Genomic DNA, 26,924 nt, shown 5'->3' with positions numbered 1-26,924 from the left:
GGAACTGCCCGACCCCGTGGGCATCGAACTGGACACCGAGCCGCTGAAGAACTGGGTTCGCTGACCCGGAAGCGGCAGAGCAGCGGAAAGGGCCGGAACCCGAGTCGTGCGGTCCCGGCCCTTCCCCGTGTGTACGTCCGGTTACGCCGGCTTCTCCTCCAGGCGGGGGAACAGCACCGCGCCCTTCGTCACCGTCGCGCCCGCCGGGAGCCGGCCCCAGGTGCCCGCGTCCTGTACGCGCTGGTCGGACAGCGCGCCCAGGGACGCCTCGGCGCCCAGGGAGTCCCACAGCTTCTGCGAGGTCTCCGGCATCACGGCGTTCAGCAGGACCGCGACACCGCGCAGCGACTCGGCGGCCGTGTAGAGGATCGTCGCGAGGCGGGCCTGGCCCTCGGGGGAGGTGTCCTTGGCGACCTTCCAGGGCTCCTGCTCCGTGATGTAGCCGTTGACCTGCTTCACGAAGTCGAAGACCGCCAGGATGCCGGCCTGGAAGTCCAGCTCCTCGCCGATCTTCTCGTCGGCCGTGGCGACGGCCTTCGCCAGCCCCTCCTGGACCGCCTTCTCGGCGTCACCCGCGGCGGCGGCCTCGGGAAGTGCCCCGCCGAAGTACTTGCCGACCATGGCGGCGACGCGCGAGGCGAGGTTGCCGTAGTCGTTGGCGAGTTCGGAGGTGTAGCGGGCGGAGAAGTCCTCCCAGGAGAACGAGCCGTCGCTGCCGAACGCGATGGCGCGCAGGAAGTACCAGCGGTACGCGTCCACGCCGAAGTGCGAGGTCAGGTCCTGCGGCTTGATGCCGGTCAGGTTCGACTTGGACATCTTCTCGCCGCCGACCATCAGCCAGCCGTTGGCCGCGACCCGGCCCGGCAGCGGCAGCCCCTGCGCCATCAGCATCGCGGGCCAGATCACCGCGTGGAAGCGGAGGATGTCCTTGCCGACCAGGTGGACGTCGGCGGGGAAGGTCCCGTCGAACTTCTCCTGGTTGGCGCCGTAGCCGACCGCCGTGGCGTAGTTCAGCAGGGCGTCGACCCACACGTAGATGACGTGCTTCTCGTCCCACGGCACCGGGACGCCCCAGTCGAACGTCGAACGGGAGATGGAGAGGTCCTGCAGACCCTGCTTGACGAAGTTCACGACCTCGTTGCGGGCCGACTCGGGCTGGATGAAGCCGGGGTTGTTCGCGTAGAACTCCATCAGCTTCGGGCCGTAGGCGCTCAGCTTGAAGAAGTAGTTCTCCTCCTTGAGGATCTCCACCGGCTTCTTGTGGATCGGGCACAGCTTGACGCCGTTCTCGTCCTCGATGAGGTCGCCGGGGAGCTTGTACTCCTCGCAGCCCACGCAGTACGGGCCCTCGTACCCGCCCTTGTAGATCTCGCCCTTGCCGTACAGGTCCTGCACGAACTCCTGCACCCGGTCGGTGTGGCGCTTCTCCGTGGTACGGATGAAGTCGTCGTTCGCGATGTTGAGGTGCTCCCAGAGGGGCTTCCACGCCTCCTCGACGAGCTTGTCGCACCAGGCCTGCGGGGTGACGTTGTTCGCCTCGGCCGTGCGCATGATCTTCTGACCGTGCTCGTCCGTGCCGGTGAGGTACCACACCTTCTCGCCGCGCTGGCGGTGCCAGCGCGTGAGCACGTCGCCTGCGACGGTCGTGTAGGCGTGGCCCAGGTGAGGAGCGTCGTTGACGTAGTAAATGGGGGTCGAGACGTAGTACGCCGTCGCCCCCTGCTTCTCGGATCCAGTGGCCGCCATGGTCGAAATCCTAACGGCCAGCGGAAGATCGACTCACACCGATTACGGTCGGCCGCCCCCGGACCAGGGAAGGAAGGGGTCCTCGACGAAGACCGAATAGGCGGGGAGATCCATCCCCCCGGCCGGGACGGGGGCGAGCGGGAGGGCGGTGCCGTCGACGTGGCCGGTACGGCAGTGGATGGTGAGCGCCGCCTCGAAGACGGGCCGGTCCGTCGCGGGCGGCGGGATCACCGACCGGGCCACCGACGGCCAGTCCACGCCGTGGTGGTCGGACACCTGCCCCAGCAGTTCCGCCAGGTCCTTCGCCGCCTGCGCGAACGCGGAGTCACGGTCGACGACCGAGTCGTCCAGGGCCGGCAGAAGGGTGAACGGGGCGAGGCCCAGGAGTTCGTGCACCGCGGCGGAGGCGTCCCGCGCTTCCGTCTTCCAGGTACCGATCGAACGGGACAGCAGCAGGATCCGCACGGGGTGGACGCACTCCAGCGACTGGCGGAGCAGCTCCCGTATGAGATCGGGCCGGGACTCGGCGTAGTCGACGACGAACACGGCGGGGTGCTGGATCCGGGCGAAGCCGGTGCGGGAGCAGTGCCGCGGCGGTGTCCGGCAGCTCGCTCCGGATGAAACCGGCGGCCCAGCCGTGCGAGCGCATCGTGGTCACCAGCCACCGGGCGAGCCGCGCCGCGGTGTTCAGCGGCCCGCTGCTGCTGGGAGTGGTCCGGCACGACCGGGGAGCCCGCACCGGCGCACGGCTGTCCGCCACCCGCAGCCATGAGCTGCTGCGGGACGACGCCTTCGCCCGTACGCTCACCGCCCACACCGGTCTGCGCCCCGAGACCGAGGCCGCGGACCTGGCCGACCTGCTCTCGCCCGCGCCCCTGCAACGCGCGGTGTCGGTGACCGGCCGTCCCCAGCGCTGGATGCGTAAGTCCCCCGACCCGTGCGAGCAGGCAGGCGGCCGCCGGTCGGCCGCGGTGATGTGGAGCAGCGCCGCGTCGACCGAATCGTCGAGCCGCGGCCAGACGGGCTGCGCGGGCCACTCGGTGAAGGGCGGTGCGGCGGGAGCCGGTCGCGCGGCGGTGTCCGGCGGCGCGGGGTCGGCCGGCCGCCGTGCGTGGGCGTCCGCCTGCGTGGCGGGGGCCGAGGGGACGGCGACCAGGGGTTCGGCCTCCTCGGCCGGCAGGTGTGCTGCGGTCAGCACCAGCCGGGGTGCGACCGGATAGCCCGAGCCGGTGCGCGTACGTCCGTCACGGTGGCGGACATGGATGCGGACCACACGGTGTTCGTCCACGGCACCCCACCCCGTACGTCTCGTCCGGCACGCCCGGCGCGTCCCGCCCGGAATCCGGGCCGCCTACTCCCAGTCGCCGATCTGTACGTCCTCTGAACGCCGGGCCCTGCGCTGCGACTCGGCCACCTGGGAGCGCAACAGATCGAGGGCGTCCGCCAGGTCGAGCCAGTCGTCGCCGTGTGTGGAACCGGTCACCATACGTCCCCGTTCATACATGGGTTCAACACCTCAAGTACGTAACGTGGTTGAGGCCAGAGTTGGTTCCGGGAGCCCGGTGGCCGGGTGTGCGGAGACCTTTGCGAAACATACCTTCCCGTAGCAAAGACGCATCCTGGGAGGGAGTGGACACGCATGCACGAGGCAAGGGACATCACGATGCGGGTACTGGTCGCCGAGGACGAGGAGATCCTGGCGGAGCTGGTCGCCACCGGGCTGCGGCGGGCGGGGTTCGCCGTCGACACGGTGTACAGCGGTGACGCCGCCCTCGCCTACCTGGGACTGCACGACTACGACGTCGTCGTTCTCGACCGCGACCTGCCACGGGTGCACGGCGACGACGTGGCACGCGGACTGGTCGCCTCCGGGTCCCGGACCAGGATTCTGATGCTCACCGCCGCCGTGTCCATGGAGGACCGGGTCGCGGGGCTCGATCTCGGCGCGGACGACTATCTGGGCAAGCCGTTCGAGTTCCCCGAGCTGGTGTCGCGGGTACGGGCGCTGCGGCGGCGCAGCGCCCGCCCCGTACCGCCGCAGCTGGAGCGGCACGGCATCCGGCTCGACACCGTACGGCGCACCGCTTCCCGGGAGGGGCGGGAGCTGGACCTCTCGCCGAAGGAGTTCTCGGTGCTCCAACTGCTGCTGGAGGCCGACGGCGGGACCGTCAGCGCGGAGGAGCTGCTGGAGCGGGCCTGGGACGCCAACGCCGATCCGTTCACCGGCGCAGTCCGCGTCTGCATGAGCAAGCTGCGCGGCAAGCTCGGGGAGCCGGCCCTGATCCGTACGGTGCAGGGCGTGGGGTACGCCCTGTGAAGCGCCCGTCACGCCTCCCGCGCGTCCTGCGCGCCGCTCGCGTCCCGCACGTCCAGCACTCGACGATCCGGACCCGGATCGCGCTCGTGTACGGCGGGGTGTTCCTGGTCCTCGGGACGGCACTGCTCGCCACCGTCAACCTCGCCTCGCGCGCGGGCACGGACTCCCAGGCGCGCGCCATCGCCCGCACGGCCGCGGTCGTCCAGCCCGGATACGCGGTGAACGGCCCCCTCATCACCCGGCGCAGTCTCGGGCCGCCCACCGTCTACGACCTCACGGACCACGTCAGCGACGCGGCCGGTCACCAGCTGCTCATCTGGTCCGCGGCCGCGCTGCTCGTGATGACGGCCTGCGCGGTCGGCGTGGGGTGGTGGACCGCGGGCCGGGTGCTGCGGCCCGTCCACGCCATGACCGCCAAGGCGCGCCGGCTGTCCGAGCACACCCTGCACGAACGGATCGCGTCCAGCGGCCCGGACGACGAGCTGAAGGAGCTCGGCGACACGCTCGACGCGCTGCTGGCCCGGCTGGAGAAGGCGTTCGACAGCCAGCGCCGGTTCATCGCCAACGCCTCCCACGAGCTGCGGACACCGCTCGCCACCCAGCGGGCCGCGATCCAGATCGGTCTGGACGACCCGTCCCCCGACGATCTCGTACGGACCCGGAAGACGCTCCTGGACAACAACCGGCGCAGCGAACGGCTCATCGAGGGGCTGCTGGTCCTGGCGCGCAGCGAGCGCGGGCTGGTGACGGGCGAGCAGGAAGCGGTGGATTTCGCGCAGGTGGTGGCGGAGGAGACGGCCCGGCACCCGGGGGTGAAGGTCGACGCCGGGCCCTGTGCGGTGCGGGGGAACCGGATGCTGCTCGCCCAGCTGGTGGCGAATCTGCTGGCCAACGCCGTCACGTACAACGTGCCGGACGGGACGGTGGAGGTGTCCCTGGTGACGGCCGGGGACGGGGCGCTGATGGAGGTGCGCAACACCGGGCCGGTGGTGGACGCGGCGGACATCCCAGGGCTGTTCGAGCCGTTCCGCCGGGGTGAGGGCAAGGACCGGATGGGGCCGGGCTCAGGTCTCGGCCTCTCGATCGTGCGTTCTATCGCGGTGGCCCACGGCGGTACGGTCACGGCGGTGCCGGGCCCCCAGGGCGGGCTCGCCGTGACCGTACGCCTGCCGGCGGATCAGCTCTCGACGGCCGCCTCGCGGTCCGCGATCCAGGCGGGGAGGGCGGCGAGGACCTCGCGGTAGAACGTGGTGTCCGCGATCTCGCGAGGGGTGGGGCCCGCGTGGAAGAACCCGGCGTTCGGGACGTCCAGTTTCCGCAGGAAGTCGAAGCCCTTCGCGTCCTGTTCGCCGAACGCGACGAACTGGAAGAACAGCGGCAGCCGCGCGGCATCGGCGAGCGCCTGCCTGGCGGCCTGCTTGGCGTCCGGCGGGCCGTCCGTCTGGAAGATCACCAGAGCCGGACCGGTCGCTTCCGACTTCTCGTAGTGCGCGACCACCTCTTCGACGGCGCGGTGGTAGTTCGTCCGGCCGAGGCGGCCCAGGCCCGCGTTCAGTTCGTCGATCCGGCCCTCGTGGGCGGCGAGGTCGACCGTGCCGGTGCCGTCGATGTCCGTCGAGAAGAAGACGACGGGGACGGTGGCGCTCTCGTCCAGGTGCGCGGCGAGGGCCACGGTGCGGTCGCCCAGGTGCTGGGCGCTGCCGTCCTTGTAGAACGGCCGCATGGAGCCGGAGCGGTCGAGGACCAGGTAGACGGTGGCGCGCAGCCCGGTCAGCCCGTGCGTCTTCAGCCCGCCCTGGGCGGCCTTGTACGAGTCGACGAGCCCGGGGGCACGGGACTTGACCCGCGCGAGGGGGAGGGCGGGCTTGCCGGCGGCGTCCGGTGCGGCTTCGGTGACCGGCGAGGCTTCGGCGTCCGGTGCGGCTTCGGTGACCGGCGAGGTTTCGGCGTCCGGTGCGGCTTCGACGGCCGGTGCCGGTGCTGATTCGGGGGCCGCCTCGGATGCTGCCTCCGGTGCTGTTTCGGGGGCTGTGTCGGCTGCGGGGGCGGGTGCGGGTTCCGGTTCCGTTTCGGGCTCCGGTTCGGGCGTGGCGTCGGCCGTGGGGGCGAGTTCCGCTTCCGCCTCGGACTCCGCTTCCGCCTCGGGCTCCGGGTCCATTTCGATGGTGATCGGGGCGGGCTCGGCCGGGGCCTCGACGGCGACGGGCTCAGGCGTGGCGTCAGTGGCTACGGGCTCGGGCTCGGCCTGCGGCTCGGCTACGCGCTCGGGCGTGGTCTCGGCCTCCGCGACGGAGGGCGTGGCCTCCGGCTCCGCGGCTTCGGCCTGCGGCTTCTCCGGCTCTTCGGGGACCGGCTCCGCAGCTTCGGCCTTGTCGGCCTTCGCGGCCACTGGCTCGGCCTCGGCGACCTCCGGCTCCGCGGCTTCGGCCTGCGGCTTCTCCGGCTCCTCGGCGACCGGCTCCGCGACCTCGGCCTCGTCGGCCTTCGCGGCAACCGGGTCGGCCTCGGCGACCTCCGGCTCCGGCTCCGTGACCTCGGCCTCGGCGACCTCCGGTTCGGTGACTGTGGCCTCTGTCGGCTCCACCGGCTTCGACTTCGGGGCCGAGCCCTGTGCCGGGACCGTGGGGAGGGACGCCTTGTCGAAGGCCGCCGCCACCAGGTCAGATGCCAGGCCGCTGTCGCCGATGGCGGACCGAGGAGAAGAGGGGGCCGGTACCGAGGCTTTGGTGACCGGGGTGGTTTCGCGCACCGAGGCGGTCTCCGTAGCCGGCTCGTCCACCGTGGCCGCGACCGGCTCCGACTCCGCGGACGCGGTGCGTTCGGTCTGGGGCGGGACCGTGGCCGTCGGCGCCGGCGCCGACGCGTCCTGCTCCGCGCGGTCGCGGCCGAACACCTTGCGCAGCAAGCTCCGAATGCCCATGGGCGAGGCCTTTCGCGTGAGTTGGGTGCGATAAATGTCCGACCTGCGGGATTCATCCCTGGCCAGGACGGATACGTAAGGTTAGCGGCCGGATCCGGCCGTTCGGTGGCGCGGCCCGCCCGTGGGACAACTGTGCCGCAACCGAGCTCGGGCCAAGCCCTGCGCATGCCGGACGGACCCGGCGTACTCCGCTCGCATGGGCCTGTTCGGTCCCGGATGGTCCTGCCGGTGCGAGTGGCCGATGTGTCTGACAAGCGGTCAGTCACATCGTTGTTCCGCCTCGTGCACGCGCCCCGGGGCGTGCGAGCGTGAGGCGGAAGCGCCGTAACTGGGGTGAGGACATCAACGACTTCGGCCGATCCCGGCCCGATCTGCTCCCACCCCGGCCCGGCCCGGCACGGTTCCGACCCGACCCGATCCGGCCTGACCCGACGCGTGCGCCGCACTGGACCCGTACTTCGCAGGTGACCGTTTCAGGTTTGTGGCCAGCGGGTTTGTCCGATGTCGCTGTCGAGGAGATCGAGGAGGTGGAGTTGGACGCCGCAGTTGATCTGGACGGTTGGCGGGTTGATGGCGTTGCCGATTCGCAGGGTGAGTTCGCCGAGGTGGTGGAGGATCATCCGGCCGGTGGGGCGGACGCGGCGGTTGTCCGGATAGAGGCCGGGCATGGTCTCGTCGGGGCCGAGTGCTCGTCTGACCTGCCGCTCGATGAGGTAGAAGACGAGCAAGGCCAGGCAGATGACCTGGATCAGCGCGGCGCGAGCGCGCATCTGACGCCGCGGGGGCCGGGAAGTCATCGACACACCCGGACCAACGTCATACGACCGGCCCAGGACACTCCCGGACCGGTCACACCATACGAATCAACGACCCGCGAAGTACGGGACTAGAGTCGGTTGCATGGTTTCCGGTGAGGCGCCGCAGGCGGAGGGAAGCGTTCGGGTCGACGTCTGGATCTGGTCGGTCCGGCTGACGAAGACCCGCTCGCAGGCCGCTGCCGCCTGCCGCGCGGGCCATGTGAAGGTCGGCGGCGAGCGCGCCAAGCCCGCCCAGACACTGCGTGTCGGCGACGAGGTAAGGCTCCGGCACGCGGGCCGGGACCGGATCGTCGTCGTGTCGAAGCTCGTCAAGAAGAGGGTCGGTCCCCCGGTGGCGGCGGAGTGCTTCGTGGACAACAGTCCGCCCCCGCCGCCGCGCGAGGCGGCGATCCAGGTTCCGGTACGGGACCGGGGCGCGGGGCGGCCGACGAAGCGGGACCGACGGGAGATGGAGCGGCTGCGGGGATCGGGTCCGACGGGTTGACGGCCGGCACCGCGCGGTGACGGGAGACGGCGACCGCGGCTACGGCTGCGGGGACGCGATGGCGCGTGCCGCCGCGACCTCCCGGCGCAGCGGAGCCAGTACCCCCTCCTCGTCGCCCCGCAGTTCGGCGCGCACGCCGACCAGGACCTCGCTCGCACGGATGCCGTTCGCGAGTTCCCGCAACTGCCGCTGGACCTCGGCGACCTCCGCGGCGGGTGGCTCCGGTGCTCCGTGGTCGACGCGGACCCGGGCGGCCGTCGTCGCGTCCACGATGCGTTCGACCGCGACGACCAGTGGCCACCACGCGGCGGCCCGGGTGCCGACCGGGGGCGGCTCCGTCAGGGCGCGTTGGAATTCGGAGCGCACGACCGACAGATCGCGGTAGATGCGGCGCCGGGCCCGCACCCGTTCCGCCCGGTCGCCGGAGCCGCCGGGTTCGAACGCGCACGCCACGTAGTCGGCGATGTCCGTGACCGCGTCCGCCAGCCGGTGCCCGACCCGGACGTGCCAGCTCTCCGGCCACAGCAGATAGCCCGCCACCAGCACGATGGCGCAGCCGATCAGGCTGTCCAGGAAGCGCGGCCAGACCAGGTGGAAGCCCTGGTGGTTCAGCAGGTCGGACAGGAGCAGGATGACCGGGGTGATGGCTGCCGTCTGGAAGGCGTACCCCTTCGCCGTGAGCGCCGGGATCAGCGCCGCGAGCACCACCATCACCGGCACGTCCCACCAGCCGATCGGTACCGCGGCGAGCACCGGCGCGGCGATCACGAGACCGGCCGCCGTGCCCACCGAGCGCAGTACGGCGCGCGAGAACACCGAGCCGAAGTCCGGCTTGAGGACGAACGTGACGGTCAGCGCGACCCAGTAGGAGCGCGGCACCGGGATCAGCGAGGTCAGTGCCTGCGCCAGGCCGATGCAGAGGGCGAGGCGCAGCCCGTACCGCCAGGAGGCCCCGGAGAGCAGCACGTCGCGGGTCGTCCGCCGGATCCGCACCCCGAGCGCGGCGGGGCGGCCGAGCCGGTCGTCGACGTTGTACGGATCGGGGTCGGCCTTGTGCACGACGACCGCCGCGTGCCGCAGCGCGCCGTCGACCGCCCTGGTCGCGGGCGAGTCCGGGGCGGGCAGGGTGAGTTCGGCACCGCCGGTGCGGCTCTCCTCGACGGCGGCGGCCAGTTCACGCACCGCCGCCGGGATCTCGTCCGGGAGCGGGCGCCGCCGGACGTGCACGGCGGGCGCCGCCTCGACGAGCGGGATGACGACATTGAGCTGCGCGAGCAGCCGCACCCCGGCGTTGCTGCGGCCGTGGTAGCGGGCCCGGCGGGCCAGGATCAGATCGTAGGAGGTGTTGAGGGACTGGGTGACGGCCTGTCGCCGTTCCTCGTAGGCGTCGGTGCCGGCGGCGGCGAGCAGGTCGGCGACCGCGAGGTAGGTGCTCGCGACCGCGCCCCGTTCCGGCAGCTTCCGTCGCAGCGGCCACGCCAGCAGCGTCATGGCGAGGACGAACAGTCCGCCGACCGTCAGCAGCAGCGGCGCCACCCACCAGGGGTTCGGCATCGGGAGTCCGGCACCGACGACCGCGTTGAGCAGGAGCAGCAGCCCGGACACGGAGGCGATGGCGCCGATCGTCGACATCATTCCGGAGACCAGACCGACCAGGGACAGCGCGGCCACGGCTGCCCAGCCGGCCCCGTACACCAGCGTGCCGAGCATGATGCCGAGTGCGCCGAAGAGTTGCGGTACGGCGATGTTGAGGATGCGCATCCGGTACGCGTCGGCGGTGTCGCCGATGACGCCGGAGAGCGCGCCCATGGAGACGAGCGCGCCGTACGCGGGCCGGTCCAGCGCGAAGCCGACCGCGAGCGGCGCGGCCAGGGCGATGGAGGCGCGGACGACAGCGGCCCGGGCGATGGGGGTGGACGGCTGGGGGCGAAGTCCGCTGAGGAGCCAGGGGGGTGGGGCGGTACGCCTGCGTCCGGAATCGGCCTCCGTGTCGGTCAACGCGTCCCCCTGTGTCGCTCGGTCAGCCCTGGTAGCCCTCGACCTCGGCGGCCGGCCGGACCTTCGCCGCGGACGGGTCCTCGCCGAACTCGCTGAGGGCGCGGCGCTGTCGCAGCAGGTCCCAGCACTGGTCGAGCCTGACCTCCACCGTACGCAGGCGGATCCGTTCGTCCACGGTGAGGCCCGTTTCCCGGTCGGAGCGGTTGCGCAGGTCCCGCTCCTCGGAGATGAGTCCGCCGATGCTGTCGATGATGTCGTGCTCGATTTCGCGCTCGATGTCGCGTTCCCGGTCGTCCATGACGCCTCCTTCGGTCGTGCGCGCGGGGTGGGCTTCAGAGCGCGATGACGGTCTTGCCGCGTGCGCCGCCCGTCCGGTTGCGGTCGAGGGCCTGCGGGGCCTTCTCCAGCGGGACCTCGATGTCGATGGGCACGCGCAGTACGCCCTCGGCGGCGCCCGCGGCCAGGACGTCCAGCAGTACCGGGGAGGGGTCGAGCCGGAAGTCGATGCCGGTCACGCCCGGAGGGAGAGCGGCGCCGGCGGCGACGCCCCGGGTGGTGAGGGCGATCCCGCAGTCGCGTACGAGCGCGGCGTGGGCGGCGAAGTCGTCCGGGGTGGGGGAGACCAGGTCGACCAGCGCGTCGACGCCGTCCGGGAAGCTTTCCCGTACCGCCGCTTCGAGGGGGCGGTCCGTGGTGTCGATCGTGGCGGTGGCGCCCAGGGCCTCCATCCGTCCGTGCTCGTCGCCGCGCACGGCCGCGATCACGCGTACGTCGCGGGCCGCCGCGAGCTGGGTCAGACAGCTGCCGACGCCACCCGCGGCCCCGATGACCAGCAGGCTCTCGTGGCCGCGGAGCACCGCGGTCTCCAGGATCTGGGCGGAGGCCATCCCGGCGGACGGCAGCGCCGCGGCGGTGCGCAGGGAGAGACCGGGCGGGACGAGGGTGATGGCGGAGTCCTGCGGTACGGACACGTAGTCGCAGTACGTACCGGAACCGGTGCCGGTCGCCGACCCGGGGACCCGGCCGAAGACCTGGTCACCGACCCGGAACCGGTTGCCGCCGCTGCCGATCATGTCGACCCGGCCCGCGAAGTCCACGCCGACCACCAGCGGGAACACCCGCGGAGCGAGTTCGTCGTCCAGGGAGTCGGGGGCGGCCTGCCAGTCGCACGGGTTGAGTGCGGCGTACTCGATCCGGACCCGCACCTCACCGGCTTCCGGCTCGGGCTTGGGCATCTCGACCAGTTCGGGGTCGGCCTGGAACGCGCCGACGGCTATGGCTCGCATACGGAAGACCTCTCAGTCGTCCTTGATCCGGCGGTCACGAGAACCACTCTTCCCCGGCCGGTCCCGCGCCGCACGTCGAACCCCGGCCCGCCCGTACGGCCCGTGCCGCCCCGGCCCGTGCCGTTACGGAGCCGTGCGCCGCCGTACCGCCCACAGCCGCCCGAGCAGCGCGCCCAGCGCGACCGCCAGCCCCGCACCGAACACGATCCACGCGGTCGTGCGCAGTGAGCTCGTCAGCGCGTCGTACACCGCCGCCGCACCGCCCGTCTCGCTGTCCGGCACCTCGGCGAGCACCCGGGCGCGGGCGACCGCGACCATCGCGCGCAGGACGAGCGCCCCGAGCGCGAAGCCGAGCCCGGTCACCGCCGTGGCCGAGAGCGCGGCGCGCGCGGAGCGCCCGCGCCCCGGTCCGCCGCGCAGCCAGGCCACGACCACGGCCAGGGCGGCGAGGACGACCGTGCCCACGGCGGGCCAGACGCTGCCGGCCCGCAGCAACCGGAAGCTCTGGCGCAGTTGGTCGGCGCGGTCGGCGGAGATGAGCGTGATGTCGGTGTGCTGAACCGGAATCCGGTCGGCGAACGGCACCCCGTGGTCCTCCAGGTTCCGTTTGACCTGCTCGGTCACAGGGGCAAGATCGATGGTCACGGCCTCGCCGGTGTTGCCGTTCAGCGCTGCGGTGACAGCCTGGTGGGCGGTGCGGTTGGCGGCGTTCCACGCGTTCTGGAAGGCGTCGGTGGTGGTGAAGGACATGACTGCCTGGTGGAGGAAGTCGCGCACGGTGTTCTGGAGCGCCCCCGCCTCGATCTGCTTCATCGTCGCGTCGGTGATGAGGTCGGCGACGGTGTTCCGCACCTCGGGGTCGGAGGCGAGCGGGGCCACCGCGGCGACGTAACGGTCCGTGTTGTCGATCTCCAGATCCACCCAGGCGGCGAGCGCGCTCAGCGGGACGAGCACGGCGAGCAGCACCAGCACCGCCGCCGCCAGAGTCGTCGATAGATACCGCACCCCTCCAGGGAATCCCGTACGGAAGCGGCACGCCCCGGGCCGTAGGCCATCCGAGTTGCCGGGCGGCGCGGCCGGGTGTGCTCTGGAGGGAAAAGGGGCGACGGAAGGAGTTCTCCGCCATGGCCACTCATGCAGCGATGCCGACCCACCGACGGGCCCGGCCCGGGGCACGGACACGTCGGCACAGTGCGCGCGCCTGGGCCATTCCCGCCACGCTCGGCGCGGCGTACGGCCTCTACGCCTCGTTCATCCTCCGCAACAACGGCGCGAGCGGCTTCCGGCAGTTCTGGTACGGCCTGATCGGCGCCGCGGTGCTCGCCGCCCTGTGCTTCGGGCTGGGTCGCATCCAGCACACCATGCTGCCCCTGGTCCGGGCGGTGGCGTACGGCGCGCTGATGGCCGCGGCGATCGGCCTGCTGGTCGGACTGACCGATTCCAGTGTGCTGCGGTCCTCGGCACTGGGACTGGCGGTCGGCCTCGGGATGTTCATCACGACGTTCTACATCTTCTACACACGGGAAGACGTGGGCGCCTCGAAGCGGCAGAGGGCGTAGCCCCGGCGCATCGGACAGGGGAACGGGCCCGCGCTCGGCGCGGGCCCGTTCCCCTGTCCTGACCTGTACGCGGCCGTGCTCAGTCGCGTACGACCGTCACCGGGCACGGTGCGTGCTGGGTGACATGGAGGCTGACCGAGCCGAGCAGGGTCGCCTTGAAGCCGCTGTAACCGCGTGCCCCGACGACCAGCAGGTTCGCGCCCTTGGCGCGCTCCAGCAGGGACTGGGCCGGGTTGCCGATCACCACGACCTTGCTGACCTCGGCCGCGCCCTCGGCTCCCAGGGCCTCCTCCAGCGTCTCGGTGAGGGCCACGGTCGCGACCGCCTGCGGGTCGAAGTCCTCCGGCATGCCCGGCATCATGGACGCCCAGCTGGTCGCGGGGTACTCCCAGCTGTTGACGGCCTCGACGGTGTCACCGGTCAGCTCCGCCTGGCGTACGGCCCAGTGCAGCGCCCTGACCGACGAATCGGAGCCGTCAACGCCCACCACGATCCTGCCCATCTCTGCCTCCAGCTCGGTTCGGCTCAGTGTGCAGAGGCGTCGTGCGGGACTCCTGCGGGAGAACGCCGCACGACGCGTCTTTCAGTCCAACTCTAGTCAAACCGGACAGGGCTTCGGGTGGTAGGGCCTCCCGGCCCCTGTCCGGGGGGCCGATCAGTCCAGTCGGAGGTCGGCGAGCTGCTGCTCGAACGGCACGATCTCGTCGTCGAGCCCGAGGGTCCTCGGTGCCCCGGAGGCCGCCCGGCCGCCCGCGACCATGGCCGCGAGCTCGCCGCCCGCGCGCCGGATCCGGGACGGCAGGCCGTCGGTGTACTCGTCGCCGGACGAGCCCCAGTCCTCCGACGCCGCGTACACGGAGGTCGGTACGACCGTGGCCCGCAGGTAGGCGAAGAGCGGACGCATCGCGTGTTCCAGGACCAGCGAGTGGCGGGCGGTGCCGCCCGTCGCCGCGATGACGACGGGCTTGCCGGTCAGCGCCGTGTTGTCGATCAGGTCGAAGAACGACTTGAACAGTCCGCTGTAGGAGGCGGTGAAGACGGGCGAGACGGCGATCAGTCCGTCCGCCTCCGTCACCTCCTTGATCGCCTCGTCCAGCGCGCCCGGCGGGAATCCGGTCACCAGGTGATGGGCGATGTCGACGGCCAGGTCACGCAGATCGATCACCCGCACCTCGACCGTGCGGTCCTGCTCGGCCAGCAGGCGCTCGCGGGCGGCGCCGGCCAGCCGCTCGGCCAGCAGCCGGGTCGAGGACGGCCGGCTGAGTCCGGCCGAGACGGCGACGATCCTCAAGGGCTCGGTGGCGAACACGCCGGGCGTGGTGGACACGGTGGTCAGCCCTCCTTCGTGGTGGTGGTGCGGGCGGCGACGGCCGGGTGGACAGGGGCGGAGTCCGGGACTCCGGCCGGCCGCAGGTTGGCGAACTCCTTGCGCAGCACCGGGACGACCTCCTCGCCGAGGATGTCGAGCTGCTCCAGGACCGTCTTCAGCGGCAGTCCCGCGTGGTCCATCAGGAACAGCTGGCGCTGGTAGTCACCGACGGCGTCCCGGAAGGACAGGGTCCGCTCGATGACCTCCTGCGGGGAGCCGACGGTCAGCGGGGTCTGCCGGGAGAAGTCCTCCAGGGAAGGACCGTGTCCGTAGACCGGCGCGTTGTCGAAGTACGGGCGGAACTCCCGTACCGCGTCCTGCGAGTTCTTCCGCATGAACACCTGGCCGCCGAGTCCGACGATGGCCTGCTCGGCGGTGCCGTGCCCGTAGTGCGCGTACCGCTGCCGGTAGAGGTTCACCATCTTCTTGGTGTGCTCGATGGGCCAGAAGATGTTGTTGTGGAAGAAGCCGTCGCCGTAGTACGCGGCCTGCTCGGCGATCTCCGGGGAGCGGATCGAGCCGTGCCACACGAACGGCGGGACGCCGTCCAGCGGGCGCGGGGTCGCGGTGAAGGACTGCAGCGGCGTACGGAACTTGCCCTCCCAGTCCACGACGTCCTCGCGCCACAGCTTGTGCAGCAGGGCGTAGTTCTCGATGGCGAGCGGGATGCCCTGGCGGATGTCCTTGCCGAACCAGGGGTAGACCGGTCCGGTGTTGCCGCGTCCCATCATCAGGTCGACGCGGCCGTCCGCGAGGTGCTGGAGCGTCGCGTAGTCCTCGGCGATCTTCACCGGGTCGTTGGTGGTGATCAGCGTCGTGGACGTGGACAGGATGATCCGGTCGGTGCGGGCGGCGAGGTAGCCGAGCGTGGTCGTCGGCGAGGACGGGACGAACGGCGGGTTGTGGTGCTCGCCGGTCGCGAAGACGTCCAGACCGACCTCCTCCGCCTTCTGTGCGATGGCGACGGTGGCCTTGATCCGCTCGTGCTCGCTCGGTGTCCTGCCGGTCGTCGGGTCCGTGGTCACGTCTCCGACGGTGAAGATCCCGAACTCCATGGCGCCCGCCTCCAGAAGCAAGTTGGTTGAACATTGAACTATGTGAACACACCCTACAACGGAACGCCCTCGTGACCTATTCCGCCCCGGTGGGCTGGGCGGGGCGGTGATGATAGGCACTGGGTATCATTGCGTCATGCTGTACGAGATGCCACGCCTGGATTCGGCCGACCTTCAGGTCCTGGAGCAGATCAACGACCTGCGTGAACAGCTGCGGTATGCGGTGCAGCAGGCTCCGACGAAGTGGACCCTTGATCTTCGCAAGGCCCTGACGGCCAGCGCCATCGCGGCGTCGAACACGATCGAGGGCTACCGGGTCGATGCCGTGGACGTTGCCGACCTGATGGACGGCGAGCGTGAAGTCGAGGCCAGCGACGAGAACAAGGTGGAGACCCTGGCCTACCAACAGGCCATGACGTACATCCAGTCGCTGCACGATGTGACTGACTTCCGCTACAGCAAGGAACTCCTCAACAGCCTGCACTGGATGCTCCAGGGGCATCACCACCCCCGCAGGCTCGCCGGGCAGTGGCGCAGAACCTCGATCCGCATCACCGCACCGGGCGACGAACTCGCCACCGATTACGACGGCCCCGACCAGGAACGGGTTCCCGGGCTCATGACCGAGCTCGTGGACTGGCTCAACGAAGGCGACCTGGACAGTCATGTCCTGCTCCGTGCCTCCATGGCCCATCTGAACCTGGTGAAGATCCACCCCTGGTCCGACGGCAACGGCCGCATGTCCCGCTCGCTGCAGACCCTTCTCATCGCACGCGGCGGTGTTCTCGCCCCCGAGTTCTCCTCGATCGAGGAATGGCTGGGCATGCCGGGCAACACCTGGGAGTACTACAAGGTGCTGCGAGAGGTCGGAGGGCCGGTCTGGTCGCCGGAGCGCGACACCTTGCCCTGGATCAAATTCAACCTGCTCGCCTACCACCAGCAGACACAGCGGGTGCAACGCCGTGTCGACCGTTCCAACGACTGCTGGACGCAACTGATGGAGGAGTCAGGTAAGCACGGAGTCACGGAGCGGCAGGTCACCGCACTGCACGAGGTGGCCATGGTCGGCCGGGTGCGGCGCAGCCGCTACGAGAAGGCCGAGGCGATCAACACGCAGCAGGCCACGCGGGATCTGCAGGCACTCACCAAGGCGCAGTTGCTGACGGCCGTGGGCCGGACGAAAGGCCGTCACTACGTCGCCGGGCCGCGGTTTCCGGAGCGGGTGCTGGCCACCGCGCGTCGGCATCACACCATCAGCAACCCGTATGCCACATGATCGCGCGGTGCCGCGTAGCCGAGAGGTCCGGGCAGATCGTCCTCGGCGCGCCCCGGGAGCGCGACGTTCTCCTGCTCCCCGAGCTGCTGACCAATGCCGGGCGGCACGCCCGCGTCTCGCCCGGACGGGAGAGTGTGGGTACGGCGCGCGGTGCGGGCCGGGAAAAGTCGTGTGGGCGGAGCTTGCGCCCGTTAAGCTCGGACCATGACCTCCATCCCGTGCCGGAACTGGTGGCGCTCCTCCTAGGAGCGGCCGCCTTCCCTATGCACGGAACAAGGGCCGTTCGAAATGGACGGCCCTTTCCTCTGCCCTCGTACGGGTACGGATGCCGGTGAGACCACGGCGGGTCGTCCTCCACGCAACCAGCGCCAGCATCGCGAGGAGAGAGACCCCCATGAGTACCGTCACCGCATCGCCCGAGCAGCACGCCGCCGAGCTGGAGGCCCGGATCCGGCAGGCGCCCGACCGGTTCCGCGTGATGACCGGGGACCGGCCCACTGGGCCGCTCCACCTCGGGCACTACTTCGGAACCCTGCACAACCGCGTCCGGCTCCAGGAGCTCGGGGTGGACGTCTTCGTGATCATCGCCGACTACCAGGTGCTGACCGACCGGGACGTGGCCGAACGGCTCACCGAGATCACAGAGGGGCTGCTGCTGGACTACCTGGCCATCGGGATCGACCCGGAACGCTCGACGATCTTCAACCACAGTGCCGTGCCCGCGCTCAACCAGCTGATGCTGCCCTTCCTCAGCCTCGTCTCCGTCGCCGAGCTGAACCGCAACCCCACCGTCAAGGACGAGATCGCGCACTCCCGGCAGTCCACCGTCAGCGGGCTGATGTTCACCTATCCCGTGCACCAGGCGGCCGACATCCTGTTCTGCAAGGGCAACCTCGTCCCCGTCGGGCAGGACCAGCTGCCGCACCTCGAAGTGACGCGGACCGTCGCCCGCCGCTTCAACGAGCGGTACGGGGCGGTCTTTCCGGAGCCGGACGCCCTGCTCTCCGCCGCGCCGCTCCTCCTCGGCACGGACGGCACCAAGATGAGCAAGAGCCGCGGCAACTCCATCGCGCTGGCCGCCACCGCCGACGAGACGGCGCGGCTGATCAAGGGTGCGAGGACGGATGCCGAGCGGCACATCACCTATGAACCGGAGACCCGGCCCGGGGTGTCCTCGCTCGTGCTGCTGGCCGCGCTCTGTCTGGACCGCGACCCGCTCACCGTGGCGGAGGAGATCGGCGGCGGGGGCGCCGCCGCTCTCAAACGGACGGTGACCGAGGCCGTCAACAGCAGGATGGCGCCGATCCGGGCCCGGCGGGCGGAGTACGCGCGGGACATGGGGTACGTGCGGTCGGTGCTGCGGGCGGGGAACGAGCGGGCCAACGCCGTGGCCGACGCGACGCTGGCGGAGGTGCGGGAGGCCATGGGGGGCCTCCTCCAGGTGCCTGGTGTGGGTGTCGGGGCGCGCCGGATGCCGTGCCCCGACACCTCACCGGCGACACCCGGACATAGCTCCCTTTCCTGACGCTTCGTCGGTGCTTCGGGCATTGGTCTTGACCAATGTCTCAAGGTGTGAAAACTATGGGCAAAGCCACCACGGAATCTTTACCATCACCTCCGCGGGAGAATCACGCCCCATGCGCATAACCGCAACCGCCGCAGCCACTGTGCTCGGTGGAGCCCTCGTCCTCGGCCTCGCGGCCGTCCCGGCCGCCCAGGCCGCGCCCGCCGATTCGTCCGGATGCGCCACCGACGCCTTCGAAATCGCCGGAAAGTACGGCGAGTTCGTCCTCGGTGACGACGTCCACACACCCGACGCGGAGGGTGCCGTCGCCGTCGGTGGCAACGCCGACTTCCGCGGCGGCTTCAGTGTCGCCAACGAGCTCACGGCGGCGGAGGTCGACGCCCTGCCCGGCCGGGCTTCGCTCGTGGTCCGCGGCGATCTGCTCAACGGCGGGTCGGTCACCGCGGTGATGAAGGGCGACGCGGTCGTCGGCGGCCAGGTCCGGGACCGCGCCGTCGAGCTGCACTCCGGCGCCTTCCGTCAGAACGCCGGGCTGATCGACTTCGATGCCGAGTTCGCCAAGCTCCGGTCCTACTCCTCCGCGCTGGCCGAGGAGCCGGTGACCGGTGGTGCCGACGTGACAGCGGACGGCGCCAAGCTGACCCTGAAGGGCGCCGACGCCACCCGTAACGTCTTCAACGTGACGGCCGATCAGCTGGAGCAGGCCAAGGACGTCTACCTCAAGGTTCCGGCGGGCGCGACCGCGATCGTCAATGTGAGCGGCGAGAACTACGACATGGCCAAGGCCGGCACCACCGGCTTCTTCCTCTCCGGCGGCCAGGACTACGTACTGGACGACAAGCTCCAGAGCGCCTCCGACGGCACGATCCGCGCCCGGCTGCTGTGGAACTTCCCCGAGGCCCGCACGGTCACCAAGAGCAGTTCGGCGGCCTGGCCCGGCAGTGTGCTGGCCCCCCGGGCGCACCTGGAGCTGGGCACCGGCGCACCGGTCAACGGCTCCGTGTGGGTGGCCTCGCTGCATGGCTCGGGCGGAGCGGAGACGCACCACTTCCCCTTCAGCGGCTGCCTCCCGGAGACCGGGAAGACCCCGTCCGCCACGCCGACGCCGAGCACAACACCCGGGACCACGCCGCCGGTGACCGGCACTCCCTCCGACTCCGCGACGCCGCCCCCGGCGAGCGGCACGCCGTCCGCCGGTTCCTCCGGACCCGCCGCACCGGGCACGCCCGCCCCGTCGCAGAGCACGGCGCCCGGCGCCGGCGGTGGCGACCTGGCCTCGACGGGCAGCAGCGGCACGGTGCCGCTGGTCATCGGCACCGCCGTGGTGCTCGCCGCGGGCACCGGTCTGGTCGTGGCGGCCCGCCGCCGCTCCAGGCGGGCCTGACACCCGGGGCCCCGCCTGCTCGGGCGGGGCCCCCCGCCGCCGCTCCGGGCGGACCCGACACCCGCGACCCGCCCGGCTCAGCGGTGCGTCAACGAGACGCGGCGGCGCAGCAGTTCGGCCAGGCCGCGGCGGGTCGCGGCGATCACCACCCGGTCCTGGGGGCGCAGTACGTACCCCGGGTGCAGGTCCCAGACCAGTCCCGACGGACGGTCCGTGGAGACGGGTGCGGGCACCGCCAGGTCCGGGCGCCGGTCCTCGGGCGGGGTGGCGTCCAGGGCCAGCACCCGCCAGGCACCCGCCCGGAACGCCTGCTCCACCGTGCGGCCCTCCAACTGCGGGTGCCCCGCGACCTCGACCGCCGCGAACAGCATCACCTTCCGCTCGACCGGGATCGCGCCCAGGATCTGCCGCCCCATCATGGCGACCGCGAAGGACGGGGCGGCCAGGTGGGACACGGAGCGGGAGCGGGTGAGGGCCTGCGGGTGGGCCGCGCGCAGGGTGCGGTAGACGGCCGTGGCGAACTCGTCGTCGAACAGACGCAGGGAGACGCGCAGGTTCGGCTCGACCGAGCGGGCGTACAGCGCGGCCTCCAGGTTGGTGGTGTCGACGCTGGTCAGGGCGAGGAGCGCGCGGGCGCGCTGGATCTTCGCCGCCTCCAGCACGCCCTCCTGGGTGACATCGCCGAGCACCACCGGGACATGCAGCCGCCGGGCCACGGCGATGCCGCGCGCGTCCGGGTCGTCCTCCACGCACACCACGGGAATGCCGAGCTCACGCAGCCGGACCAGGACCCGCGTACCGATCTTGCCGAGACCGAGCAGCACCACATGGCCGGAGAGACCGCGCGGCGGACGGCGCAGCGACGACGCCGTACGCAGTGAGCCGAACGCCTCCAGCACGGCAGCCACGAGCAGGGGGAGCAGCAGCAGGCCGGCCACGCCGGACAGGAGTTGAAGGATCTGACGTGCCGTCGGATCACCGATCGCCGGGTCGCCCATCGCGAACAGGTCCAGCAGCGTCAGATACGCGGCGTGCGCCGGATGGTCGCCGGTGGTGAGCCAGGAGGCGACGGCGAGGCCCACGACGGCCAGCCCGACCCCCAGCGCCGACCAGCGCAGCCGCCGGGAGAAGACCTGGCCGAGCGGTGCGCCCCGGCCGCCCATCCGGGGCGGCGGACCGGCCGGGCCCGACTGGCTGACCGCCTCCAGGACGACCGTGCCACGGCCCGTCGCCGCAGCCACCTGGCTTTCGTCGGGAAGGAGTTGAGGTCCCTCGTCGCCACTGCTGTCGGATCCCTCGGTGCCCGCCGGGTCATGGGTGGTGGAGGAGAGCAGCGCGAGGGTGCACAGGCCGGGGTCGGCGACCCGGCCGTCCCCGGGCGGGGTGCGTTCGGCGGCGCGCAGCAGCAGGCCCTCCGCCTGGATGACCTTGCTGGAGCCGGTGAGGGCGGTCGCCGCGAGGGCGGGCGCGGCGGTGTCCGCGTCGGACAGGACGGTGGTCGAGGCGTCCAGCGCGGCCGGGTCGAGGCCGGGTGCGGAGACGGCGGCGGCCTGGTCGAGCAGGGTCTCCAGATACTGGCCCAGCTTGCGGTTGTAGAGCCGGATGACCAGCCGGACCCGGGGGTTGAGGCGGCGGGCGGTCAGCGCGGCGCGGATGTTGCGCTCGTCGTCGTCGTAGACCAGGGCCAGCGCGGCGGCCGATTCGACGCCCGCCTCCTCGAAGACCTCGTCGGAGGGCTCCGGCGCCTCCAGGATGCGTACCGCCTCGACCCCGGCGTCGGTGTCGCCGTCCCCGGTACCACCCGCGGCTCCGTTCCCGCCGTTGCGGTTCATCGCCTGCGACATCCGGCCGAACAGCGCCGCCGCCCGGCCCCGCCCGGTCAGCGGCAGTTCGGACCGGCGCGCGTCGCGTCGGGGCGGCAGGACGAGGGTGACTCTCTCCCCGTACACATAGCGCAGCTCCACGGCGAGCCGCTGGGCCAGTGCGTCGTCACCGCAGACGACCATGTGTCCGCTGAACGGAGAGCGTTGGGGTTGCTGGGGAAATGGAGGCACGGTGCCCAGCATGCCTTGATCCTCTCCGTCGTACCCGGGCTGTCAGTGATCTTCCTGTGGAACATCGGGCGGCGGCGCCGCGTGCCGGGGCGGCGGGCCCGCGAGCAGATGGCGGGGGTCGGTGGCCCGGACGATCGCCGACTCCACCGCCGCGATCCGGTCCGCGAGCAGCCCCAGTGCGGCGACCGCCCGTGTCACGGGGTCGCCGTCCGGGCCGCCGAGCGTCTGCGTGCGGACGTAGGAGGCGGTGATCGCGGACCAGCGCGCGGACTGCTCGGCGGTGAGACGGCCGCGCAGCGCCGCGAGCTTCAGCAGGTTGGACTCGGCGCCGGTGGTCAGCGTCTGGGCCTCGCCCGCGTAGTGGTCGTCGATGACGGCGAGGAGTTCCGCGTCGTTCATCACCGGCACGATCCGTTCGGCGATCTTGTTCATGTTGCGGTACGAGCCCTGCAGCCGGAACGGCGGTTCGGTGCGCGTCGCGTCCGTCTGCGCGGCCGAGGCGATGTACGCGGCGTTCACGGCCAGCACCGTGTCCCGCGCGGTCAGCAGATGGCGCAGGACCGAGACGATCCGCTCCGCCTCGGCGGGCGCGTACGGATGGTCGAACCGGTCCGCGCCGACTGCGGGCGCCGTGCCGGAGGCGAGCCGCAGGAACCGGGCGAGATCCTCGCGGGAACGCCCGGCGAGCGGCGCCAGCACCGGGTTGGCTGTCAGCGCGTTCTCGACGAAGCTCAGCGCGAAGACGTCCTCCCGGCCGCTCAGCACCTCGCCGAGATTCCACACGTCGGCCCGGTTGGCGAGCATGTCGGGGACGTGGAACCGCGCCCCCGACTCGGTGTACGGATTGCCCGCCATGCACACCGCGAACCGCTTGCCCCGCAGGTCGTAGCTGCGCGGCTCGCCGTCCCGCACGCCCTCGATCCGGCGAGTGGCGTCGCAGAGCGGAATGAACTTCTGAAGCAGCTCGGGCGAGGTGTGCTGGATGTCGTCGAGGTAGAGCAGCGTGTTGTTGCCCGTCTCCAGGGCGAAGTTGATCTTCTCGATCTCCTGGCGGGCGGTCGCGGTGCGCGCCTGCGCCGGGTCGAGGGAGGTCACGTCGTGGCCGAGGTTCGGCCCGCTGATCTTGACGAGGACCAGTCCGAGCCGGTCGGCCACGTACTCCATGAGCGTCGTCTTGCCGTAGCCGGGCGGCGACACCAGCAGCAGCAGGCCCTGCGAGTCGGTGCGCCGCTCGGCGTCGGCGGTGCCGAGCTGCTTGGCGAGGCTGTCGCCGATCAGCGGCAGATACACCTCGTCCAGGAGGCGGTTGCGGACGAACGCCGACATGACGCGCGGCCGGTGGTCGTCCAGCCGCAGCCGGGCGCGTTCGGCGGCCACGAGTGCGGTGCGCCGACGCTGGTAGGCCCGGAACCCGGGAACGGTGCCGGCACGGAACTCGGCGGTACGGGCGAGGAGTTCGTCGATGCGGACGGTCAGCCGGCCCCGTTCGATGCGTGGATGGGTGCCGAGCAGGCCGTCCACGGTCGCGGTGAGCGGCGCCTCGCACTCGTACCGGTCGAGCAGCGGCTCCGGGCACAGTTCCACGGCGACGGCCTCCGCCAGATCGCCCGCGTCGATCTCGTTGCCGCTCGCGGCGGCGTACGGGACGAGCCAGCCCTCGACCAGCTGACGCCGGGCACGGAGGTCGTCGTGGAGGGCGGCGAGATCCTCGTCGTACGCCGAAGAGCCGGTCGCGCGACGGAACTTGTCCAGGAACGTGCGCACGGTGGCGCTCGTGACGAATCCGGCCGGTCCGCTCGTCAGCTCCTCGAAGAGGTACGCGGCGACGGCCCCGCAGTCCGCGCCCCGGACGCCGGAGCCCCCGGACTCCTCGGCCCGGATGACGTCCGCCCACTCCTCCTGGAGCGCCTGGACGGCCGGGGCGAGGCCGAACGTTTCACGCGCGCGGGCCAGCGAGAGGGCCCGCCGGGTCCAGGAGGTGCGCCGAACCTCGTCCGTCCCGTACGCCCAGAACAGCTGCGCCGCCGCTCGCACGGCGGGCGGGCGGCGCAGCAGTCCGGCCCCGGCGTGCAGGCCGAGCAGGGCGGTGAGGATCGCGGCGGCGTCCTCGTCGTGGACACCGCGCTGGTGGCCCTCGTCGTACGCGGCGGCGGCCGACTCCCGTACCAGGGAGGCGAGTTCCGAGGCGTCCAGGGCGGCGAGGGCGTCGGCGCCGTGCTCGTCCAGGAGCCGGGCCGCCAGGTGCTCGGCGCGGTAGACGTGCGGGGACTCCGAGGGCAGCGTCTGGTCCCAGTACGGGCGGGTGGCCTTGAACTCCGGGTCGGTGACCGGCGCCCGGTAGTCCGTGCCGATGAGCGCGAACGCGAGCCGGTCCCCGTGCGGGACGAGCGTCAGGTCGAAGGGCTGGGTGTTCACCGCGAACCGGTGCCGGCCGAGCCGGATCGTGGCGCCGCCGTCCGCGTACAGCTCCCCGCGGTCGCGCAAGGCGCGCCCGGCCTCCTGCCGGGCGGCCAGCAGCCGGCCGTCGAGCTCCTCGGCGCGCACCGGGTCGCCGAGCTCGCGCAGCTCGTCCGCGGTGCGGCGCACCTTGGCGACCATCGGGTCGGAGCCGAAGTACGTGTGGACGGCGTCCAGGTCGGGCAGCGCGGCCAGCCGCCGGGAGACCGTCTCCAGGACCCGGGCCGCCGAATCCGCCAGCCGCTCGGCCCGCCGGGCGCGGGCGTCCTGCAGGGTCTGCTTGCGCGCCGAGAACGCCTCGTACACCTCCGTGCGCCGTTCGGCCAGCTCGGCGAGGAAGTCGTCGAACTCCGCGAACCGCGACTCCAGGTTCTCCAACTGGAGCAGCAGCCGCGACAGTTGGTCGTCGCAGGCGTCCGGGGTGTCGGCGGCGGCCAGCGCCCCTGTGACGGCCTGCCCGAGCAGCGCGAACTCGGCGGCGAACTCGGCGCGGCCCTCGTGGTCGAGGAGTTCGCGGCGTCGTGCGTCGAGGACGGCGCGGGCCCGGTTGACCCCGCCGAGGACCTCGGCGATCCGCTCCAGGATCGACGTACGGACCGTCGCGTCACCGATGTCGAGCCCGCCGACCACGTCGGTGACGGTGCCCAGGCCCTCCGTCATCCCTGTCAGCCGGTCGCCGAGCGCCGAGGCGTCCACGACGGTGGTGAGCGCGGCGGCCTCGGCGGCCAGGCGGGCGATGTCCTCGTGGTAGCCGGCGAACGCGTCGTCCCGGCCGAGGAACGCCACCGCGCGCCGGCCGGCCGCGTCGATGTCGTCGGCCGTGGCGGTGGTCAGCTCGGCGATCCGCTCGGTGTCCGCGTACCGCATCTCGGCGAGGGTCGCCAAATGACCGTGTGCCCGGCGCAGTTCGGTGAGCTGGGCCACCCAGGCGGCGGCCGTGCGCGGCGCCTCGCCACGGATGCGGCGGACGAGCGCGGTGAGCCGGTCGGCCGTCCCGGTGAGGGCGTCGGCGGCCTGCCGGGTCAGCTCCCGCACGGTCTCGAACTCGGCGAGGACCTGCTGGGCGGTGTCCCGCAGCTCCGCCAGCGGGGCGGCGAGCGCGCCGAGGTCGGGGTCGGTGAGCCAGTGGTAGCGGTCGGTGGCGCGGGTGCAGTCCGCGACCAGCTGGGCGTACACGGCGGCGGTCGGGGTCGTCTCGGCGGCGCTGTGCGCGAGTGCCAGGCAGTCGGAGATGCCGCGCACCAGATCGGCGTTGCCGACCCGGGCGAGCGGACCGGACCCGGCGGGGCGGGAGGCGGCGTGGGTGTCGGAGACGTAGGGGGTCAGCCAGCGCTGCACCGGGTGGACCCGGGCCGGTTCGTCACCCGTGGCGGTGGAGCGCAGCAGGACCAGCGTGCCGTCGTCGAGCAGGGCGTGGCCGCGGCCCTGGAGCGGGGTGGCGACCTCCTGCCGGATCAGGTTGTAGGGCAGGAGCAGGCTCCGGCCGTCGTCGGGGGAGCGGAAGACGTACAGGACGTCCTCGCCGTTCGGGGAGCGGACCACGCCCTCGAAGGCCGGGTCGGTGAGCGGCTCGGCGATGTCGAAGGTCTTCACGGTGCCGGTGGTGAGGTAGTAGCCGCCGGGGAAGATGATCCCCTGGTCCTCCGGCAGCCGGTGGCAGGCGGGCCCGATGCCGTCCAGGCGCAGGACCGTGCCGAGCAGCGTGTTGAAGACCAGGTACCGCCACGACTCCTCGTTGTACGGGCGCACGCGGAGCAGGACCAGCGGTCCGATCACGGCATGCTCGACATCCGCGTCGGCGAGGGACTGGAGGGGCTCGGTGACCGGCTCCTTGTAGATCCCGTCCGGGGTGTCGGTGTCGTCGACCGTCTTGACGGTGAGGGTGCCGCCGAGCGTGTCGACGAACAGGGCGGCGCCCGTGCCGTCCGCGTCCCCGCCCACCGCGATGTGCGGGTGCCGGCCCAGGACGTGGGACTCGCGGCCCGCGACGGTCCAGGTGAAGTCGTGCGACGGCGGGAAGACGTGGTCGCGGTCGCCGCGCGCGTCGAGGAAGGCGCCGGGCGAACCGTCCGGGGCGAGCGCCCAGCGCAGTACGCGGATGCCGTCGGCGCTCTCGCCGGTACGGAAGACGGCGAGCAGCCTGCCGTCCACGCGGCGCAGCCGCAGCAGCCGGGCGTCGCGGTAGTAGCGGTGCAGTGCGGTGAATTCGCGTACGAAGGCCTCGTCGCCGAGCAGGCCGCCCTGGTCCTGGGCGGTCAACTCCGGGTCGTACAGCGCGAGTACGTCCGCGACCTCGGGCGGCTGTGCCGCCCCCGGGCCCCGCTCGAAGCCGAACAGCAGCCGGCCGCCGACGGCCACCAGGTCGCGGGGCACGGACGCCTGCTCGGTACGGATCCGCTCGGAGCCGGTGAGCCGCAGCTCGGTCGAGCCGAACTCCTCGGTGCGCCGCGCGTTGAGCGTCTCGGCGCGGCTCGCGAGTTCGGCGGCCCGGTCGGCCAGCCGGCGGCGCAGCACGTCGTACGTCCCCGCGTCCACGGGGCCGCCGGCGGGCGGTGCGGTCGTGGTGTCGGTTTCCATACGTACGGCCTTCCCTACGAGGTCTGTGGTGCGGGTGGTGCGGGCCCGCCCGGTGCTGGGGACGGGGAGCGGTCACCGGACGGGCCCGGGGGTCGCCCG

General features: G+C 72.0%; 22 protein-coding genes. 8 read left to right on the top strand and 14 right to left on the bottom strand.

Going from position 1 to position 26,924, the window contains the following annotated elements; all coding sequences use genetic code 11:
• Positions 1–141: 141 nt before the first annotated feature.
• Both metG and ACF1B9_RS08805 read right to left on the bottom strand, forming a co-directional pair.
• Positions 142–1,746, bottom strand: a complete 1,605-nt coding sequence (metG, locus tag ACF1B9_RS08810) for a methionine--tRNA ligase (protein WP_391741400.1) — start codon at positions 1,744–1,746, stop codon at positions 142–144.
• A gap of 42 nt (positions 1,747–1,788) precedes the next feature.
• Positions 1,789–2,292: a hypothetical protein gene (locus ACF1B9_RS08805; protein WP_391741402.1), complete on the bottom strand. Its 504-nt coding sequence runs from the start codon at positions 2,290–2,292 to the stop codon at positions 1,789–1,791.
• A 50-nt stretch (positions 2,293–2,342) separates the two neighbouring features.
• Between ACF1B9_RS08805 and ACF1B9_RS08800 the strand changes: the two genes are divergently transcribed.
• Entirely contained in the window at positions 2,343–2,966 is a 624-nt protein-coding gene (locus ACF1B9_RS08800; protein ID WP_391741403.1) for a hypothetical protein, read from the top strand.
• Positions 2,967–3,097: 131 nt separating this feature from the next.
• On the opposite strand, the gene ACF1B9_RS08795 is transcribed toward ACF1B9_RS08800, so the two are convergent.
• On the bottom strand, positions 3,098–3,250 hold the full coding sequence (locus ACF1B9_RS08795) for a hypothetical protein (protein WP_391741405.1): 153 nt from the start codon (positions 3,248–3,250) through the stop codon (positions 3,098–3,100).
• Positions 3,251–3,409: 159 nt separating this feature from the next.
• Between ACF1B9_RS08795 and ACF1B9_RS08790 the strand changes: the two genes are divergently transcribed.
• Together ACF1B9_RS08790 and ACF1B9_RS08785 are read left to right on the top strand one after the other, a co-directional pair.
• Positions 3,410–4,063, top strand: a complete 654-nt coding sequence (locus ACF1B9_RS08790) for a response regulator transcription factor (protein ID WP_376209250.1) — start codon at positions 3,410–3,412, stop codon at positions 4,061–4,063.
• A complete protein-coding gene (locus ACF1B9_RS08785) occupies positions 4,060–5,307 on the top strand; it encodes a sensor histidine kinase (RefSeq protein ID WP_391741406.1) in 1,248 nt (415 codons plus the stop codon). The genes ACF1B9_RS08790 and ACF1B9_RS08785 overlap by 4 nt, the downstream gene beginning before the upstream one ends.
• Here the strand turns inward: ACF1B9_RS08785 and ACF1B9_RS08780 are convergent.
• Positions 5,241–6,983 carry a VWA domain-containing protein gene (locus tag ACF1B9_RS08780; RefSeq protein ID WP_391741407.1) on the bottom strand — a complete coding sequence of 581 codons (1,743 nt, stop codon included), beginning with the start codon at positions 6,981–6,983 and terminating at the stop codon, positions 5,241–5,243. The two genes, ACF1B9_RS08785 and ACF1B9_RS08780, sit on opposite strands and share 67 nt — an antisense overlap.
• Positions 6,984–7,456: 473 nt before the next feature.
• Positions 7,457–7,780 carry a hypothetical protein gene (locus tag ACF1B9_RS08775; RefSeq protein ID WP_391741408.1) on the bottom strand — a complete coding sequence of 108 codons (324 nt, stop codon included), beginning with the start codon at positions 7,778–7,780 and terminating at the stop codon, positions 7,457–7,459.
• Between the two features lie 103 nt (positions 7,781–7,883).
• Here ACF1B9_RS08775 and ACF1B9_RS08770 point away from each other — a divergent pair, with 103 nt between their 5' ends.
• Complete coding sequence (locus ACF1B9_RS08770) at positions 7,884–8,285, top strand: RNA-binding S4 domain-containing protein (protein ID WP_351071840.1); 402 nt, start codon at positions 7,884–7,886, stop codon at positions 8,283–8,285.
• A gap of 39 nt (positions 8,286–8,324) precedes the next feature.
• Here the strand turns inward: ACF1B9_RS08770 and ACF1B9_RS08765 are convergent, their stop codons facing one another.
• From ACF1B9_RS08765 to ACF1B9_RS08750, 4 genes are all read right to left on the bottom strand, one after another.
• Positions 8,325–10,283 carry an FUSC family protein gene (locus ACF1B9_RS08765; RefSeq protein ID WP_391741409.1) on the bottom strand — a complete coding sequence of 653 codons (1,959 nt, stop codon included), beginning with the start codon at positions 10,281–10,283 and terminating at the stop codon, positions 8,325–8,327.
• A gap of 22 nt (positions 10,284–10,305) precedes the next feature.
• Positions 10,306–10,581: a DUF2630 family protein gene (locus ACF1B9_RS08760; protein WP_391741410.1), complete on the bottom strand. Its 276-nt coding sequence runs from the start codon at positions 10,579–10,581 to the stop codon at positions 10,306–10,308.
• 34 nt (positions 10,582–10,615) lie between these two features.
• Positions 10,616–11,569 (bottom strand): NADP-dependent oxidoreductase, encoded by a 954-nt coding sequence (locus ACF1B9_RS08755; protein WP_391741411.1) that lies wholly within the window; start codon positions 11,567–11,569, stop codon positions 10,616–10,618.
• Positions 11,570–11,692: 123 nt separating this feature from the next.
• Positions 11,693–12,574, bottom strand: coding sequence for a hypothetical protein (locus tag ACF1B9_RS08750; protein ID WP_391741413.1), 882 nt, complete (start codon positions 12,572–12,574; stop codon positions 11,693–11,695).
• Between the two features lie 119 nt (positions 12,575–12,693).
• On the opposite strand from ACF1B9_RS08750, the gene ACF1B9_RS08745 reads away from it, so the two are divergent.
• On the top strand, positions 12,694–13,128 hold the full coding sequence (locus tag ACF1B9_RS08745) for a hypothetical protein (protein ID WP_391741414.1): 435 nt from the start codon (positions 12,694–12,696) through the stop codon (positions 13,126–13,128).
• A 79-nt stretch (positions 13,129–13,207) separates the two neighbouring features.
• On the opposite strand, the gene ACF1B9_RS08740 is transcribed toward ACF1B9_RS08745, so the two are convergent.
• The 3 genes from ACF1B9_RS08740 to ACF1B9_RS08730 form a co-directional block, all read right to left on the bottom strand.
• Entirely contained in the window at positions 13,208–13,630 is a 423-nt protein-coding gene (locus tag ACF1B9_RS08740) for a universal stress protein (RefSeq protein ID WP_391741416.1), read from the bottom strand.
• A 153-nt stretch (positions 13,631–13,783) separates the two neighbouring features.
• Positions 13,784–14,437, bottom strand: a complete 654-nt coding sequence (locus ACF1B9_RS08735) for an FMN reductase (RefSeq protein WP_391741527.1) — start codon at positions 14,435–14,437, stop codon at positions 13,784–13,786.
• A 23-nt stretch (positions 14,438–14,460) separates the two neighbouring features.
• The gene (locus tag ACF1B9_RS08730) at positions 14,461–15,552 is read right to left on the bottom strand and encodes an LLM class flavin-dependent oxidoreductase (protein WP_391741417.1); all 1,092 of its coding nucleotides are present in this window, start codon (positions 15,550–15,552) and stop codon (positions 14,461–14,463) included.
• Between the two features lie 136 nt (positions 15,553–15,688).
• Between ACF1B9_RS08730 and ACF1B9_RS08725 the strand changes: the two genes are divergently transcribed.
• From ACF1B9_RS08725 to ACF1B9_RS08715, 3 genes are all read left to right on the top strand, one after another.
• Positions 15,689–16,828 carry a Fic family protein gene (locus ACF1B9_RS08725; protein ID WP_391741419.1) on the top strand — a complete coding sequence of 380 codons (1,140 nt, stop codon included), beginning with the start codon at positions 15,689–15,691 and terminating at the stop codon, positions 16,826–16,828.
• Between the two features lie 394 nt (positions 16,829–17,222).
• Complete coding sequence (gene trpS, locus ACF1B9_RS08720; RefSeq protein WP_391741421.1) at positions 17,223–18,353, top strand: tryptophan--tRNA ligase; 1,131 nt, start codon at positions 17,223–17,225, stop codon at positions 18,351–18,353.
• Positions 18,354–18,465: 112 nt separating this feature from the next.
• Positions 18,466–19,737: a choice-of-anchor A family protein gene (locus ACF1B9_RS08715; RefSeq protein ID WP_391741422.1), complete on the top strand. Its 1,272-nt coding sequence runs from the start codon at positions 18,466–18,468 to the stop codon at positions 19,735–19,737.
• Between the two features lie 77 nt (positions 19,738–19,814).
• On the opposite strand, the gene ACF1B9_RS08710 is transcribed toward ACF1B9_RS08715, so the two are convergent.
• On the bottom strand, positions 19,815–21,803 hold the full coding sequence (locus ACF1B9_RS08710) for an NAD-binding protein (protein ID WP_391741424.1): 1,989 nt from the start codon (positions 21,801–21,803) through the stop codon (positions 19,815–19,817).
• A 30-nt stretch (positions 21,804–21,833) separates the two neighbouring features.
• Positions 21,834–26,825 (bottom strand): DNA repair ATPase, encoded by a 4,992-nt coding sequence (locus tag ACF1B9_RS08705; protein ID WP_391741425.1) that lies wholly within the window; start codon positions 26,823–26,825, stop codon positions 21,834–21,836.
• Positions 26,826–26,924: the final 99 nt, after the last annotated feature.

Origin of the sequence: Streptomyces sp. NPDC014727, assembly GCF_043083485.1 — a bacterium.
Classification (GTDB): domain Bacteria; phylum Actinomycetota; class Actinomycetes; order Streptomycetales; family Streptomycetaceae; genus Streptomyces.
The sequence above is the reverse complement of the archived record's forward strand: the minus strand, read 5'-3'. Positions and strand labels throughout refer to the sequence as shown.